The sequence below is a fragment of the Cupriavidus sp. 05T41 genome, from assembly GCF_056396525.1.
This window is the reverse complement of sequence record NZ_JBFTLQ010000029.1, coordinates 65,573-80,672: the sequence shown is the minus strand read 5'-3', so window position 1 is coordinate 80,672 and position 15,100 is coordinate 65,573. Positions and strand designations below refer to the sequence as shown.

At 62.7% G+C, this 15,100-nt stretch carries 17 protein-coding genes; 7 read left to right on the top strand and 10 right to left on the bottom strand.

The window, feature by feature from the left end; genetic code table 11:
- Positions 1-202 precede the first annotated feature (202 nt).
- Together AC1DKV_RS18605 and AC1DKV_RS18600 are read left to right on the top strand one after the other, a co-directional pair.
- The gene (locus tag AC1DKV_RS18605) at positions 203-367 is read left to right on the top strand and encodes a BrnT family toxin (RefSeq protein WP_441615958.1); all 165 of its coding nucleotides are present in this window, start codon (positions 203-205) and stop codon (positions 365-367) included.
- On the top strand, positions 351-701 hold the full coding sequence (locus AC1DKV_RS18600; protein ID WP_441615956.1) for a BrnA antitoxin family protein: 351 nt from the start codon (positions 351-353) through the stop codon (positions 699-701). The genes AC1DKV_RS18605 and AC1DKV_RS18600 overlap by 17 nt, the downstream gene beginning before the upstream one ends.
- Positions 702-1,348: 647 nt before the next feature.
- Here the strand turns inward: AC1DKV_RS18600 and AC1DKV_RS18595 are convergent.
- Together AC1DKV_RS18595 and AC1DKV_RS18590 are read right to left on the bottom strand one after the other, a co-directional pair.
- Positions 1,349-1,840: a hypothetical protein gene (locus tag AC1DKV_RS18595; RefSeq protein ID WP_441615955.1), complete on the bottom strand. Its 492-nt coding sequence runs from the start codon at positions 1,838-1,840 to the stop codon at positions 1,349-1,351.
- A 537-nt stretch (positions 1,841-2,377) separates the two neighbouring features.
- Positions 2,378-3,388: a GlxA family transcriptional regulator gene (locus tag AC1DKV_RS18590; protein WP_441615953.1), complete on the bottom strand. Its 1,011-nt coding sequence runs from the start codon at positions 3,386-3,388 to the stop codon at positions 2,378-2,380.
- 56 nt (positions 3,389-3,444) lie between these two features.
- On the opposite strand from AC1DKV_RS18590, the gene AC1DKV_RS18585 reads away from it, so the two are divergent.
- Together AC1DKV_RS18585 and AC1DKV_RS18580 are read left to right on the top strand one after the other, a co-directional pair.
- Positions 3,445-4,224 carry an MBL fold metallo-hydrolase gene (locus AC1DKV_RS18585; RefSeq protein ID WP_441615951.1) on the top strand — a complete coding sequence of 260 codons (780 nt, stop codon included), beginning with the start codon at positions 3,445-3,447 and terminating at the stop codon, positions 4,222-4,224.
- Positions 4,225-4,552: 328 nt separating this feature from the next.
- Positions 4,553-4,915, top strand: coding sequence for a hypothetical protein (locus AC1DKV_RS18580; protein ID WP_477137768.1), 363 nt, complete (start codon positions 4,553-4,555; stop codon positions 4,913-4,915).
- Between the two features lie 12 nt (positions 4,916-4,927).
- Here AC1DKV_RS18580 and AC1DKV_RS18575 read toward each other — a convergent pair whose 3' ends face one another.
- Together AC1DKV_RS18575 and AC1DKV_RS18570 are read right to left on the bottom strand one after the other, a co-directional pair.
- Positions 4,928-5,242: a hypothetical protein gene (locus AC1DKV_RS18575; protein WP_441615947.1), complete on the bottom strand. Its 315-nt coding sequence runs from the start codon at positions 5,240-5,242 to the stop codon at positions 4,928-4,930.
- A 39-nt stretch (positions 5,243-5,281) separates the two neighbouring features.
- Positions 5,282-5,992: a phospholipase D family nuclease gene (locus AC1DKV_RS18570; protein ID WP_441615945.1), complete on the bottom strand. Its 711-nt coding sequence runs from the start codon at positions 5,990-5,992 to the stop codon at positions 5,282-5,284.
- Between the two features lie 160 nt (positions 5,993-6,152).
- On the opposite strand from AC1DKV_RS18570, the gene AC1DKV_RS18565 reads away from it, so the two are divergent.
- Complete coding sequence (locus AC1DKV_RS18565; protein ID WP_441615943.1) at positions 6,153-6,434, top strand: excalibur calcium-binding domain-containing protein; 282 nt, start codon at positions 6,153-6,155, stop codon at positions 6,432-6,434.
- An 89-nt stretch (positions 6,435-6,523) separates the two neighbouring features.
- On the opposite strand, the gene AC1DKV_RS18560 is transcribed toward AC1DKV_RS18565, so the two are convergent.
- Together AC1DKV_RS18560 and AC1DKV_RS18555 are read right to left on the bottom strand one after the other, a co-directional pair.
- Positions 6,524-8,113: an arylsulfatase gene (locus AC1DKV_RS18560; protein WP_441615941.1), complete on the bottom strand. Its 1,590-nt coding sequence runs from the start codon at positions 8,111-8,113 to the stop codon at positions 6,524-6,526.
- 313 nt (positions 8,114-8,426) lie between these two features.
- The gene (locus AC1DKV_RS18555; protein WP_441615939.1) at positions 8,427-9,485 is read right to left on the bottom strand and encodes a helix-turn-helix domain-containing protein; all 1,059 of its coding nucleotides are present in this window, start codon (positions 9,483-9,485) and stop codon (positions 8,427-8,429) included.
- A gap of 378 nt (positions 9,486-9,863) precedes the next feature.
- Here AC1DKV_RS18555 and AC1DKV_RS18550 point away from each other — a divergent pair, with 378 nt between their 5' ends.
- Positions 9,864-10,259, top strand: a complete 396-nt coding sequence (locus tag AC1DKV_RS18550; protein WP_441615938.1) for an avidin/streptavidin family protein — start codon at positions 9,864-9,866, stop codon at positions 10,257-10,259.
- A gap of 4 nt (positions 10,260-10,263) precedes the next feature.
- Here AC1DKV_RS18550 and AC1DKV_RS18545 read toward each other — a convergent pair whose 3' ends face one another.
- Positions 10,264-11,067, bottom strand: a complete 804-nt coding sequence (locus AC1DKV_RS18545) for a BPL-N domain-containing protein (RefSeq protein WP_441615936.1) — start codon at positions 11,065-11,067, stop codon at positions 10,264-10,266.
- Between the two features lie 146 nt (positions 11,068-11,213).
- Between AC1DKV_RS18545 and AC1DKV_RS18540 the strand changes: the two genes are divergently transcribed.
- Entirely contained in the window at positions 11,214-11,915 is a 702-nt protein-coding gene (locus tag AC1DKV_RS18540) for a GntR family transcriptional regulator (protein WP_441615934.1), read from the top strand.
- A gap of 5 nt (positions 11,916-11,920) precedes the next feature.
- Here AC1DKV_RS18540 and AC1DKV_RS18535 read toward each other — a convergent pair whose 3' ends face one another.
- The 3 genes from AC1DKV_RS18535 to AC1DKV_RS18525 are packed head-to-tail and all read right to left on the bottom strand — an operon-like array spanning position 11,921 to position 15,097.
- Positions 11,921-13,090 carry a thiolase C-terminal domain-containing protein gene (locus AC1DKV_RS18535; RefSeq protein ID WP_441615932.1) on the bottom strand — a complete coding sequence of 390 codons (1,170 nt, stop codon included), beginning with the start codon at positions 13,088-13,090 and terminating at the stop codon, positions 11,921-11,923.
- A 10-nt stretch (positions 13,091-13,100) separates the two neighbouring features.
- On the bottom strand, positions 13,101-14,645 hold the full coding sequence (locus AC1DKV_RS18530; RefSeq protein WP_441615930.1) for an AMP-binding protein: 1,545 nt from the start codon (positions 14,643-14,645) through the stop codon (positions 13,101-13,103).
- Positions 14,642-15,097: a Zn-ribbon domain-containing OB-fold protein gene (locus tag AC1DKV_RS18525; protein ID WP_441615928.1), complete on the bottom strand. Its 456-nt coding sequence runs from the start codon at positions 15,095-15,097 to the stop codon at positions 14,642-14,644. Before AC1DKV_RS18525 ends, AC1DKV_RS18530 begins: the two co-directional genes overlap by 4 nt.
- Positions 15,098-15,100 lie beyond the last annotated feature (3 nt).

Below are 15,100 nucleotides of genomic sequence, written 5' to 3'. Positions count from 1 at the left end.
ATTTTGCACGTCCTCGCTTTCGTGTCGGGAAAGCCGCACAAAAACCCGCGAAAATACGCCTCATTACGCTTGAATTACGCCAGCACTACGTCCGGGTCTGCCGGCGCGCGGCCTGCTCGGTACAATGGCCATGTGCCAAGCGCACCACAATATCGGGATGAGCGCGTTTGCTCTGGCTCCGGGGCCCTAAGGAATTTGGGCAGTGGCAAGTCGGTTCGAGTACGGTGAAACGCGCTTTGTCGCTACAGGCATGATCGGTGAGCGTGTCTATGTGCTGGTGTACACAATGCGAGGCGAGACGATGCGCGTCATCAGCCTGCGCAAAGCCAACCGCCGCCAGGTGTTGAACTATGTCGACGAAACGTAGTGTCCATATCCCTAGCGAAGCCGAGGACAGGGCGCTGACACTCGCGGCGGAATCCGACCCCGACAACCCGCCGCTTACCGATGAGGAACTGGCGCGCATGCGACCCGCGCGGGAAGTGCTGCCCAAGCTGATCGGTGAGAAGGCAGCGCAGCCCTTGCTCAAGCCGCGCGGCCGGCCGGCGCTGCCGGCAGACCAGCGCAAGGTATCGCTCAACATGCGAGCCGACCGCGATGTGATCGACGCATTCAAGGCAACCGGAGATGGCTGGCAGACGCGTATCAACGAAGTACTGCGCGCCTACGCGAAGTCCCACCGCATGCTGCCCCGCGGCTGACCTGCTGCTTTCCTCCGTGCCACTTGCCTCTTTCCTGTGGTCGTCCCCGTAGCGGCGCCTAGAGCGCCGCTATTCGTTTCTCCTCTCCAAGCCACCACTCCGACATCGATGCCGCCGATGCACTTCCAGGTGGCGATCACGTTGCCGACCTGCGAGGCTGCCTGTTTGAATCCCTTGGCGCCGCCACGGAGGCCACAGCAGAAGCCGAATGTCTTGTACTCGCGGCGGATCGTGCGAGCACCTCGCTGTAGGAGAAAGCCTCGCTGCGGGAGGACGTAGTTCCTACATTCTGCCGATCGATCGATGCGTATGCTGGAAAAAGCCGAAGGGTGTTTAGGAGAGCCTCATGAAGACCATTCTTGTGTTGATTGCCGCATCAGTTGCGCTGCTTGGCGGGTGCGTTGTCGCACCCGATCGAGACGAGCACCGCGGGGGGTACTACGGCGGAGATGGGCGAGCAGATCATGGTGATCGCTATTGGGGGGATCATCGGGACTACAGTGGTGACAGAGATCGATGGCAGGGCGCCCCGAGGTACTAGCGTGCTCCGCACCCTCTAGCATTCCTCCATCCAAAGGCCGGATACCCGTGCTGCCCCGATAGGCAGACCTGCCAAGGATTGACGCTCGCAGCCACCTTGGGGTGGGTTATTTTTGGGTCTTGGGCTGCTGGAGCGTGGAGCCGGCCGACGACTGATACAGAGACGGTTGGGAATATGATGTTTCGCTATCGCTCGTCGCGGTGTCTCCTTTAGAGCGAGAGCGGGCACCTGCGGCGCTGTAGCGCTTTCCAAGATCGGCGTTCACTCCACCCGCGGAGTAGCCCTGCGTCTGGCCAGAACCGTAGCTGCCCATGGTGGCAGTCTGGCCGTAGCCAGACGTGCCGCCGGCTTGGCCATAACTGGCCGCACCAAGACGCGGCCCGGCCTGGGCTGTCCCAGCCAACAGCACAAGAATCAAGCAGGGTATCTGTTTCATTTGTAGGCTCCACTTCGTAGATGTAAGGCTGATTACCTGATAGGAGGTCATTGTGCTGTCCAGCCAATGACTGGCTTTCCCTACCGAAGTTGGGAACGACAAATACAACGGGCCAGGGGGCGCGTCGGCCAGCAGCTTCTTGAGCGCGGCCTTGCGTTGCATGGGGGGAGAATTCGGGCAGCTGCGGCGCCGATGCGCGCGAGGGCACGATATGGCGGAGCGCCTACGAGCCGCAGGTGGCCACGGAATCTAGACTAGTCGCCGGTCAGCCAATCGAAGAACTTGTACACACCATAGGCTGCCGCTGCGCCCAGTGCAACAGGTGCCGCGGCTGCTGCAACTGCCGAGCCACCGGCGAGGGACGCGATTCCAGCCACGACCCCGGATCCCGACGGCAAGGTACTTAACGGGCGGAGTGGTGGCCGCTAAACCCCTCATTCGGAGGGGTTTGACTGGACATGCAATCAGAATGCCGAAGGCCGGTCCGGCGGCTATAGCTTTGCGAGCGCATTCACTCCTGACGCGCGCGGCGCGGGCGCGGCATCCATCAGCGCGCCACAGGCCCGCGATGGCGGGCGGACTGCCGCTGCCGGCCACAGCAGCCAATCAGCTCGACATCCACGATGGGCATTTTCACTGTGAAGCGCAGTGGCCAGGGCGACAGCCGCCGACTGAGGCAGCCCACTCCTCCGGGGAGATTTAGGATCGTCCAAATGCCTGCCGGTATTGCGCCGGCGTAAGCGCTGTCAGGTCCTTGAACATCCGGCGCATCCCGGAGTCGCTGCTAAAGCCGAGTTCCGCGCTGATCGTATTGGCCGGCGCAGAGGTATGAATCAGGCGCTCGCTTACTTGATTGAGCTTTATCCGGCGCACATAGCTTGCGACCGGCAAGCCGGTCGCGGCAACAACTTTCCGGGCCAGGGTTCGCTCTGTCATGTTCAGTTCCTGGGCCAGGCGGGCAACTGTCGCCTCAGTAGCAGAAATCTGTTCCGCAATCATGTGCAGCTTGCGCAGTAACCGATCCGGCTGCTCGATCAGACTCCTCATCTGAAAGGCATGATGAGTGCGCTCGGGACGCGGCAAGACCATAAGCTTCGTCAGATCCCGGTAGGCTTCCCTGCTGATCCGCTTTTCTATGAAAGACTGTGCGATCGGCAGATAACCGTTGACCCCTGACGCGGTCGCAGTACGCAAGTTGTAAACACTGGTTCGTTCGGTTTGCCAAACGGCCTTGGGAAACTGCTCTCGCATCATGTCGGCCAGCCACCATGTGACCGTCGCCTTTTGCCCGTTCAGCCTGCCCGTGGCGGCAGCCAGGCAGACGCCGGTGCAGTAGCTCCACATCATCACGCTTCTTTGCAGGCCGGCCAAAGCCGTGATCATGCCCGCATTCTTCGCCAGGGCGCCGGCTATCTGCCAGGCTGATTCAGCCCAGAACCCGGGTATCAGTATTGCATTGAGGCAGGCGTCTTGAGCCGCGGACGCGGCTTTCAGCGAATGGCCGTGAGCGCATTCGACAAGGCCCGCCTGGGCCGCTACAAACACCGGCTCGAAGAGAACCATCCCGGCCCGGCGGTTCGCCGCATGAACAAGATCCGCGAACGCGAACAGCCCTGCCGGCAAGCATTCCGGGTACAGCAGCAAACCGATGCGGAAGGGAGCCGGCGGAGGCATGGCAGAAAATAATCGTTTTATGTCAGTTCTGGCCATTTTAGGAGAGCGACGCGCAGCACACAATGAATTCCTCCCATCAGGAAGGATAGATCATGAAAATAACGCAACTCCGCAATGCCACGGCCGTCGTCGAGATTGGCGCTTATACGATCCTGGTTGATCCGATGCTGGCACCAAGAGGCGCATTGCCGCCACTGAGGTTTCTCGGCCAGCGAGAGCGCAATCCCGTCGTTGATTTGCCGCCGGTGACCGATTCGTTGCTGGAATCGGTGACGCATTGCCTGATTACGCATTGCCAGAAAGGGCATTTCGACCATCTCGACCGCATGGGAAAGCACTGGCTACGCAGCAGGCAAATTCCCGTTATCTGCACGCCGCACGATGCGGAGCATCTTCGTCAACGCGGCTTAAACGTACATCCGCTGGCGGAGAATCATCAAGAACCGCAACCATTCCTCGGCGGGAAAATCAGGACAATGGCTTGCCGGCATGGGAAAGGCATGGTTGGACTGTTGATGGAGCACGGCGTCGGCTACTTAATCGAGATGCCGGGGGAGCCTAGCCTGTATCTCTCCGGCGATACCATTTTTACACCCGCAATTCGCGAATTTATCGCGCGCCTTCAACCCCAGGTTTCCCTGATCCCGGCCGGAGGAGCCAAGTTCGACGTCGGGGACGAAATCATCATGGGCACGGGTGACGTGATTGAATTCACCCAGGCCCTGAAAGGCATAGTAGTTGCCAATCATCTGGAAGCGCTGAGTCATTGCCCCGTACAACGGGCGGAACTAAGGGTCGCGGCAGCCCGTGCAGGCGTGGGCGACAGGTTGCGGATTCCCGCGGATGGGGAGGCCTTGGAATTCGCGGCTTGAAGGTTTGGCCTTGGGGTCGAGAGCAGCAGTTCGTCGGTTATCAGCTCCCGGAGCCGGACTGTCCGCTGGTGAAAGTTCCGGGGACGGCCAGCGACGTTGAGTGGTACCGCGCCGCGCTGGCCGAGTTGCTGTTGCGCGCCGGCTATGAGGTCAGGCTGAAGGCGGCGGCGGTGGCGGCGTGTCAGTGAGCGCACGCAGCGGAGCAAGGGACGCGGCTGGCGGACCCGGAGAACAATGCTAGGGCCTGCAGGGGAAGGCTTTCCTCAACTCTCGTAGCAATGTGGGGGTCACGTAGTCGACGTCGGGGGGGCTGTTCAAGATAAGCTGTTTGGCGGTGTCATTGGTCAGCGCCAAGTTGCCCGGCATGCAGAATAGCGGCGTGCCATTGATCACCCGCGCGGTAGAGGCACTCCAGGTTACGCCTTCCGTCAAGCCTTGCAGAAAGGCGTCGGTGTGCGAGTTCATGGCGGGATTTGCGGCCATTGCACGGAAGAATTTGACAGTCATGTCGGCGTGCGCGGGGGCAGCAACGGTCGCGGTGAGCGTCGCAGCAAGCAATATTCGAAGGCTAATTGACATAGGTTTCGTTTTATTTTTCAGTGGGTATGAAATCAGGCTGAGGGCGGCGATGGCGGCGATGGCGGCGATGGCGGCGATGGCGGCGATGGCGGCGATGGCCGCGTGCCTGTAGCCGGGCAGTTTCTCAGTTTCCGCCGCGTTGGGAAATGAGGTCTATGCCCTTGGTCATGGCGTCGATGATGGCTACGGCCGATTCCGCGCCCATCGCCACGACGATATGGCCGCCGCCAGACGGAATGATCCTGATGCTCAGTAGCCTGTCTCCAGCCTGGAACTCTTCGATGGCCCGCGTGACGGCAGATTCAAAGCCGATTGAGACGCTGGGGTCATCGATGCGACCAGCAGACCAGGCGAACCTGTTGTTCAGGCTCACGCCGATCAGAAGCCGCTCTCTGGCCGGCAGGTGTTTAATTTCGGTGAACGCTTCGAACACATTCATCAGTCTTGTTCCTCATGATTTCCGGTGTGCGGGTGCCGGTCAGCGCGCGGGATAGGGCTTCCCGAGATCCCAGCGCGACTGCCAGTGCGCGATGTACTGGCGCGAAACCTCCGGCATGTCTCGAATGACGACCACATTTTCGGAGTTGGCCGTCTCGGCGGACGGCGCGAAATTGAAAGAGCCCGTTTCTACCGTATTGCCGTCGACGATGATCGTCTTGTCGTGATGGATGTGGAAATGGTCGTTGGTCCGCAGTTCCACACCATTGCGGGTCACGAAGTCCATGGCCGCATTGCTGACTTTGCCCAGGTTGCGCTTCTTGTCGATCACCACGCGCACATCCACGCCGCGATTCCTGGCATCGACCAGCGCCTGCATGATGTCGGGGGCCTGGAACGCGTAGGCGAGCATCTGGATGCTGCGCTTCGCGCTACCGATCGTCTCCAGCACCAGCATCCGCGCCGAGCCTTCCGGAGAGAAGCCGACCTGAATGCTGGGTTCGGCATGGGAAAGGGATGGACTGCCGAGCAGGGCCGCCAGCGCGATGCATCGAATTGTCTTCCACGGGCCGGAGAACGATCGCTTCTCGCCGACCGGCTCCGACCGGGCATTGGTCGTGTCGAACTTGCCCACGATGATCGGCGCGGCATAGTCCGGCCAGGTCTCTGCGGGATCGTCGAGTGCAGGCGGCTCGACGCAATACACGTCACGCAGCAGCTGGCGCTGCACCGGGGCGTAGTTGTTGTACATGGGTGGTTCTCGTGGGCTTGGGCTTGCAGTATCTCACTCGGCGCCGTCGACTGGCTCGGCCCGGCAGGCTGACGCCAGCGGCTTCGGGCCGGAGTTCATTCAATAGTGTCAGCGTTCGGTGTCCGGTTGTGGCATTCTTCGCACAAAGAAAAGGGGTCACATGAACAAGCTTCTATTGCTCTGCGTCGCGGCGGCGGCCGCTTGGTTCTACTTCAAGCAATCACCCAAGGTTGAGCAAGCTGCCCAAGCTGCTTTGCCCATGATTGAAAAAACAGCACCTCCTGCGGCTTCGCCAGTCTTTCAATGCCAGGGGAAGCAGCACTGCAGCCAGATGACTTCATGCGAGGAGGCTCGTTTCTACCTGCGCAACTGCCCGAGCGTGAAGATTGACGGCGACCACGATGGCATCCCATGCGAGACGCCGCCGCTGCAGTGTTCGTAGATGGCGCGGGCCCGGCGCGCGACGCAGCTACACCCGCTTGAAGGCGGGCGTAGCTGCGTGTCGGTGAGTTCGCGGATTGCGGCGGACGGTCAGCGTGAACCCGCTCCCGTCCTGAGTTGCTCTTCTATCTTGGTAAGATTGAACGAGCCGGGTGACTGACTTGGCGGGTATTCTTTCATCGATTGCAGGAACTGAGCAGCCATTGCCTGAATCGGTACGATGACATACACCCTGTCCAGGAGCCAGTCGTTATAGGTGTTGGAGTTATGCTGGGATTTCTCGAATGGATCTCGACGCAGGTTGAAAACCAGCGGGACGCGCAGCTCCGTAAAAGGCTCTCGCCACACACCGAACGCTTCCCCCCGATTCTCCAGGAACACTACCTTCCAATCCTGATACCGGGCGGCGACGACCTGGCCGTCATCATTGACATACCAAAACTCCTTGCGGGGCGATTCCTTTGCCTTGCCCGACAGGTAGTCGTTCAGGTCGTAACCATCGCAATGTGCCCGGTATTTCCTGCCGGCAAACGTAGCTCCCTTCAGAAGGCGCTCCTTTACGTCTGGCATGCCGGCGGCCGCCAACAGCGTTGGCATCCAGTCCTCATGTGCGACGATGCCGGTGAGTATCGTGTCGGCTTGCCAATGACCCGGCCATCGGACGAAAGCAGGGACGCGGTAGGCACCTTCCCAATTGGAGTTTTTCTCGCTGCGGAACGGCGTGGTGCCCGCGTCGGGCCAGGTGTTGTAGTGAGGCCCGTTGTCGGTCGAATACATGACGATGGTGTCGTTGGTCAACCCCAGGCTGTCCAGCTCCTTAAGCAAGTCCCCGACCATGCGGTCATGCTCGACCATTCCGTCGCTGTATTCGTCCTGTCCCGAGATGCCGCGATTCTGGGCCTTCACATGGGTCCTGAAATGCATCCGAGTCGCATTCCACCAGATGAAGAACGGCTTGTCGGCTTTCGCCTGCCGGCCCATGAACTCCTTGGCGGCGGCGAGCGTCTCTTCATCAATTGTCTCCATCCGCTTCTTTGTGAGTGGCCCGGTGTCCTCGACCGTCTGCCCGCCCTTTCCATCCGCCTTGGACCGGATCACGCCGCGCGGGCCAAACTTCTTGGCAAATCCCGGATCCTTCGGGTAATCGAGGTTTTCGGGCTCCTCCGATGCGTTCAAGTGATACAGGCTTCCAAAATACTCGTCAAAGCCTTGCATGGTGGGCAGGTGCTCGTCACGGTCTCCAAAGTGATTCTTGCCAAACTGGCCGGTAGCGTACCCCTGCGCTTTTAGCAGTGCGGCAATTGTGGGATCGGATTTCTGCCAGCCTTCCTTGGCCCCCGGCAGCCCGACCTTTGTCATCCCGGTGCGCACCGGGACCGCGCCCCCGATAAAGGCCGCGCGCCCGGCGGTGCAACTCTGCTGTCCGTAGTAATCGGTGAACCCCACGCCTTCCTTGGCCAAGCGGTCAATGTTTGGCGTCGTGTAGCCCATCATGCCGTGGCTGTTCCGACTGATGTTCCAGGTGCCGATATCGTCGCCCCAAATAATGAGAATGTTGGGCTTCTTCCCGGTGGCCTGGGCCTGGGCCGGAGGACCGGCGATCAGCAGTGACAGGCAGAAAATCGGCAAGAGGAGCGCTGCGCCCCAAGTTGAACGCGAGCGTTGGAGTGCCTGGAGCATGCTGTACCTCACATGTATACGCGCAAGACGATGTGGATGCACCGAGATCAGGCTAGCAGAGAGGCGGCAGAAGCTGAATTAACTGTTATGTGCGGCGGTCTTACTTATTTCGCCTGCGCCCTCTGGCGAACGGAAGTGAACGGAGTCTCCTCCACTCGGCGGAGGCCCGGCAAAGTATTTGGGCGTTTCCTACCTGTAGGGGTTCGGCGGACGCGTTGGCTGGTTCCCGTATATGCCTTGTCAAGGGCGAGCGGGTTTCGAAGTTTCCGAAATCTTCCTGAGCACGGGATCGGCGTTGGCCGTGACGGCCCGGCTATGTGAAGCGCTCCCGTGCTGCCTGCTTGCGCTGGAGCAACGGCGCGTACTCGTGCAATTCCCGTGGCGCGATGTCGAAGGCGCGGCGGAATGCGCGCGTAAAGCTCGACGCATCATTGAAACCCAACCCCAGGGCAATATCCTGGACCTCCATATGCGGAAAGCGCACAAGCTCATCGGCCGCCATTCGCAGCCTGCGGCTGCGGATATAGGCGGCCAGGCCGCCTTCATGCTCAAAGAGACGGTAGACGCTGGCGCGCGAGAGATGCAGCGATGCCAACACGCTGTCAGGCGACAAATCCGGATCGTGCAGATTGGCCTCGACATGTCGCCGCACCTGTCCATAGACGGCAGCGCGTACCGCTGCGCGCCGATTGCCGGAAAGCCCTGCCTGACGGCTGAAAGCGGTGGCGAGTAGCTCTACCGTGGTGAGAAAGCGCTGACGCGCTTCCTGCCGGTCGAGACCGCTGATTTGTCGGTTTAATGCAACGAGATGCTCAATGATCAGGCGTGTCAAGGGGGTGGTGGCTTGAATCGAGCGACCATGCAGCGAGGCGGCATCGGGAAACGAGCTTTCCACCAGATCGCGTGGCACAAAAAGGAGCAGTATCCGGCCATCAAAATTCCGGATTGTGCACGGCTGGTCCATGTCCAGCGCGAGGATACTTGGCGCGTGCGGTATCTGTGGCGCGTCGAGCCGTGGCTTGCCGTTCAGGAACTGCCCCGGCGGCCCTTCAAGGAACACGCTGAAGCTTATGTCATGAATGCTCTCGGTCGATACCCGGCCCAACGATCGCACGGCCAGGTTCGGCCCGGTGCGGAAGTCGAAGAGGCTCAGATTGTCGATCGTGTAGCGAGACAGCGATGCGTCGAACCTATCCTCGGCTTGCTTTGACGAAGGCCGTATGTCGTAGACAGGGCTCATGCGCTCCTGCCAGGCCCGGAAGCTTTGACGGGCGTCGCCCTGCACGCTGAAATTGCTGTGCACGATGCCGGGCGCAAGCGTCGGCGGCTCTGGCGGCAATAACAAGCGGCCGTGTAGCGGGTCGTCGTTCAATGCAGCGCTCCTGGCTGATTTTCGTCCAGATAGGGTCCGCCCCGTGTGGCTGAACTTTATGTTGAGCCACCAGCCCGCGCGGAGCGAGCTATGGCAGGTTGCCAAGCATATCAGTACTTGTTTTGCCGGAGCACACAGCGAGCGGCTCGCCGGAAAAGCGATGGCTTTCAGTACTCGGAAAACCACACACGATCCTGAGCGCGGACCGCCTGCCGGCGGCCGCTTTCGAGGAGGGATAGCGTCTCTCCCGGGTCGACATCGCGGCCAGCGCGTGGTGCCCGGGCAATCCCGACAAAGTTGTCCCCGGCAAACCGCTGTCCTAAACTAAGTGCGCAGTTCTCCCCGTTCAAACATGCTGGGCAATACCAAGGAGACACCATGACAATCCGGGTCGGACGATGGCTCAGCCGCAACGGCGGCGGGCTCGAAATCCTCTCCATCGGGCCGGGTGCCCACTTTACCGGGCGCTACCAGACCAAGGTCGGGAAGCCCGATCCCAGCGCCTGGTTCGAGACGCACGGCATGACCGACGGCGCGCTGATCGGATTCACGGTGCTCTGGAAGAACCAAGCTGAGCAGCATGCCTCGCTGACCACCTTTGCCGGTCGCTACCTAGCCGCGGGCGAGCAGGATGGCCTGGGCGATCCATCGCGCGAGCGCATCGAGGCCCAATGGGTACTGGCCCGTCGCTACGAGGACGATGATCCCGCCAAGCCGCACGCCATGTGGGAGACCTTTATCTCCAACTCCGCCATCTGGTACTGGACGCCCTGAGCGGTCAACCCAGCGCGAGCCCGGCATGGAACAGTAACTGGCGGAACACCGCCAGTCGCGCCTCGCCCGTCTGCGCCAGCCTCTGGCAGACGTGGATGTGCGCGGTCCTGTCGCTGTGACCTAGCAAGGCGTCCTTGCACTCGCGCTCCGAGATCTCCAGGTGCACGCCGGTCAGGATCGCGCTGCCCTTGCCCACGCGTGAGCTCACGATCGCGGGCGGGTCGCCTTCGATGCCGGTATAAACGGCCAGGACCTGGGTCTCCGGCCCCGGCGCATCGCCGAAATCGAAGCGGCAGCCGCCGTGGTAGTGCGTGTAGAGCGACACCGGCGCAGCGGTCAGCCGTTCCGTCGTCCGGATCTCCACCGCGGCGGTGCTGCGCGGCGTGCCGTCATAGGCGACGCCTCCCGTGAGTTCGGGCAAGGAGCCCACCGCAACCGCGTCCACGAAGCTCAGCTCCCGCGTGCCGCAGATCTCGCCCGCGCTGCCGGCGTGAAAGGCGAGTTCCCTGCAGGCGTAGTACGCACCCGCGCAGATGCCCAGGTAGACCCCGCCTTGTTCGACAAAGCGCCGGATGCGCGCGTTGGGGGCGCCGTTCAGCGCTGCGCAATAGGGCAGGTCGGCGCCACCCGGCATGACGAACAGCACTGCGTCATCGAACAGCGATGCGTCATGCCGGATGTCATCGGCCATGACCGTGCGGATCTCGTACATACCGGAACGAAGCTGCTGCCCGATGGTGCGCATCAGGCGCGCGGTGCCGTCGGAGGTGCCGGCATCGATATAGGTCAGGATCTGGGGCTTTGACATGATGGTTCGTCGTGATTCGTCGTGGTTTAGCGCAGTCTGTCTTCACGGCTCGTGATCTTGCGCGCGCAGTTGTGGTCTAATCTCGTGCTTACATTGCGTTTGTCTACAATCGTAGTTTCATAATTGCGCAGTTTCGAGCTTTCGACATGACCACACAATCCAATCGTCCCGCCAGCCGCCAGCTGAGGACACTGCCCGAGCAGATCGCCGACAGCATCTTCACTGCCATCGCGAATGGCGAATACGCCCCGGGCGAGCGTATCCGTGAAGAAGCGCTGGCCGAGCAGTTCGCGGTCAGCCGCGGACCGGTGCGCGAGGCCTTGCGCATCCTTGAGAAGGATTCGGTGGTGAACATCCTGCCCAACAAGGGCGCCCACGTCACCCAGCTATCGATCAAGGAGGTTGCAGACATCTTCGAGATTCGCGGCAAGCTTTCCGGCACCATGGTAAGCCGGCTAAGCCCGGAAGAGGCGGCGCAGATTGCGGCGACCATCGATGCCGACGTGCGCGCGCTGGAAACGCTGGCGCAGGAGGCGGATAGCACCGTCGCCTTCATCGAAACCTCGTTCCGCCTCGGGCGCGTCATGCGCGAGGCTTGCACCAATGAGCGCCTGGCCGAGATCCTGGGTTCGCTGGCGCGGCAGACGCTGCGTTACACCCAGCTTGGCCTGTCCACGCCGGCACGGCGCAAGGAATCGGCCCGCAACTGGCGCACGCTGCAAAAGGGCCTCAAGTCGGGCAACCTCGATGCCGCGGCGGAAGCGGCCGAGAAGCTGATCGGCGATTCGATGCGCGAGGCGATCAGGCAGCTCGAAGCGCAGCGGGATGCCGCGCCGCGCACCGTCTGAATCGGCTAAGCCGTTCCCAGCACCATCACCATATACGCGGACATCACCAGGCCGCCCGCCTGCACCAGGCAGTTGCGGGCGCCAGGCACCTGGCGCTCCCCGCAATCCCCGCGTAGCTGACGGACCGACTCGATCATCAGCGGCATGCCGAACATGCCGCCGTGATTGAAGGACAGGCCGCCGCCCGAGGTATTCAGCGGAAATGCCCCGCCCGGCGCAATGCGCCCGCCTCGCACGAAGGCGCCGCTCTCGCCGCGCCCGCAGAATCCCAGCTCCTCCAGGCCGATCAGCACGTTGCTGGTGAACGCGTCGTAGATCTGCACGATGTCGATCTCGCTACGGCTCAGGCTGGCGCGCTCCAGCGCCAGCCGGCCCATCTCCGCGAGCACGCCATTGTCGATCCAGTCGTCCATGCCAAACGGCGTGGCGTGCTGGATATATTGCTCCGCGAACCCTTGCACCAGCACCGGCGGACGGCGCAAGTCGCGCGCGCGCCCGGTCCGCACCAGCACCATGGCGCCGGCGCTGTCGGTGACCTGGCAGATATCGAGCTTGCGCAGCGGGTCGGCGACCATGGGCGAGGCCAGGTAGTCGGCCATGGTCAGCGGCTCGCGCGCGACCGCATTCGGATTGCGCTGTGCCCAGCGCCTCGCCGCGATCGCGACTTCCCCAAGGTCTTCGGCAAGCGTGCCGTAGCGATGCATGTGCAGGCGTGCCTGCATCGCGTAGAAGCCGATCGGGCTCAGCATGCCGTACGGCTGCACGAACTGGCCGTTCGGCATGCGGGCATCCTGCGCATGGCCGCCGCGCGCGCGGCTGCGGTCCAGGCGCTGCGTGCTGCCATAGGTGATCAGCGCCACATTGCACAGTCCCGCCTCCATCGCCGCCATTGCATGGGCGATATGCGTCAGGTTGGATTGCCCGCCGACCACGGTGCTGTCGACATAGCGCGGTTGCAGCCCCATGTGCTCGGTCACCAGCAAGCCGGCGGCGCGGTCGTCCCAGTGCGCGAAGACGGCGTCGATGTCGGAGGGCTTCAGCCCCGCGTCCAGGATCGCGAGCCGCGCCGCGTCGCATTGCAGCGACAACGCGGTGTCGCCCGGCAGGGCCTTGCCCATGCCGGCCTCGCCGACGCCCGCGATGGCATAGCGGCCACTCAGTGCTTTCGGGTCCATGTCCATCCTTTCAAACCGGCTTTGATGCAGCCGTAAGCTGCGCTCGCACATCCTTCTTCAGCACCTTGCCGACCGGGCTGCGTGGCAGCGTGGGCCAGAACTCGACCTGCTTGGGCGTCTTCAGGCTGCCGAAGCGCTTGCGGCACAGCTCGACGATCTCGTCGGCGGTGGCATTGCAACCGGGCTTGAGCTCGATCACGGCGGTCAGGCGTTCGCCCCAGTCGGCGTCGGGTATGCCGACCACGGCGCAGTCCTGCACCGCCGGGTGGCCCCAGATCACCTGCTCGATCTCGCTCGGGTAGATGTTGAAGCCGCCGGAGATGACCATGTCCTTCTTGCGATCGACCACATACAGGTAGCCGTTCTCGTCAAACACGCCGATGTCGCCGGTGTGGTGCCAGCCAAAGGCGCGCGCCTCGGCGGTGGCTTCGGGGTTGTTGTAGTAGCCGGGCGAGACGAGGTCGCCGCGGGCCACGATCTCGCCGCGTTCGCCCGTGCCCACGATATTGCCCTCGTCGTCCATCAGCGCCACCTCGCAGGCGCCCGAGGGGCGGCCGGCGGAGCCGAGGTGCTTGTCGAGTTCGGGGTCGTCGTGCACGAAATGATCCTTGCGCGACAGGCAGGTGATGACACCGGGCACTTCCGACTGGCCGTAGCTCTGCATGAACACCTGGCCCCAGAGGGCGATGCCTTCGCGCAGCTTGTCGACCGACATCGGCGCGGCACCATACAGCACGTACTCGAGCGAGGAGCAGTCGCGTGTGCGCGCATCGGGGTGGGCGAGCAGGCGATAGATCATGGTCGGCGGCAGGAAGATATGCGTCACGCGTTCGCGCTCGATCGCTTCGAGGATCACGCCCGGATCGGCCGACGCAGCGATCACGTTGCGCGCGCCGATGCGTGCCAGTGCCACCATCGTGGCGCCCGCGGCATGCGTGAGCGGCGCCACCACCAGGTGCACGGGGTCCTTGCGCGGTGGCGTGAACTGGTTGCTGATCCGGTAGGCCGTCTCGAGCGAGCGGTGGCTCTGCATGATCGCCTTCGGACGGCCCGTGGTGCCGCCGGACGACTTGATGATGGCGATGTCGTCCGCTTCGCGCCGCACCGTCACGCGCGTCCCGGCGAAGTCCTTCACCCATTGCGCGATGCAGTGGCCGTTCGGCTCCAGCGGCTCCGTCAGCCCGATGACGCGCCTGAGCGTCGGGATCTCCTGCTTCAGGCGTTCCAGGTGCGGCGCGTACTGCGGATGGCAGATCAGCACGGTGATCTCGCAGAAACTGGCGAACCAGATGATGTCCTCGATGGGATCGCGCGCGTTGAGCGGCACGAAGACCGCACCGCTGCGCATCACGCCCAGCATCGCCGGCAGCACCATCGGATGATTGGGCGACAGCATGCCGACGTGCGTGCCCGGTTGCACGTCGCGCACCAGCGCGGCGGCAACCGCGTGCGATGCGCCGGCCGCGTCCTGGTAGCTCAGGCGCACGTCGCCTCCCTGGACGAAGATGCGGTCGGGATATGCCGTGGCGCCGGCGTCGAAGGAATCGATGATCATGGTTTGTCTCTGGTATCGGGAACGGGCCGGGCATTGGCGCTGCCCGTGAGCCGGAACATCGGCAGTGCGACGTCGTCGCTGATGCGTTCGAAGCACACCTCGACCGGCGCGCCGACGGCAAGGCAATCGGGGTCGGCGTCGACAATGCCTGCCAGCATGCGCACGCCCTCGTCGAGCTCGATCATGCCGATCGCATACGGCACGTCCGACGCGAAGGCGGGATGCGCGGCGACGTGGCACACGGTGTAGGTATAGATCCGCCCGTGGCCGCTCGCCTGCACCCATTCGAGCTGGTCGGACAGGCATTGCGTGCAGAAGCGGCGCGGGTAGAACTGGTGGCGCGTACAGGCCGGGCAATACTGTATTTCGAGCCGGCCTTCGTGCGCCGCCTGCCAGTAGTGCGCGGTCTCGGCGGTGGGAATCGGCTGCGGCCTTGCGAGGGAAACGTTCATGTG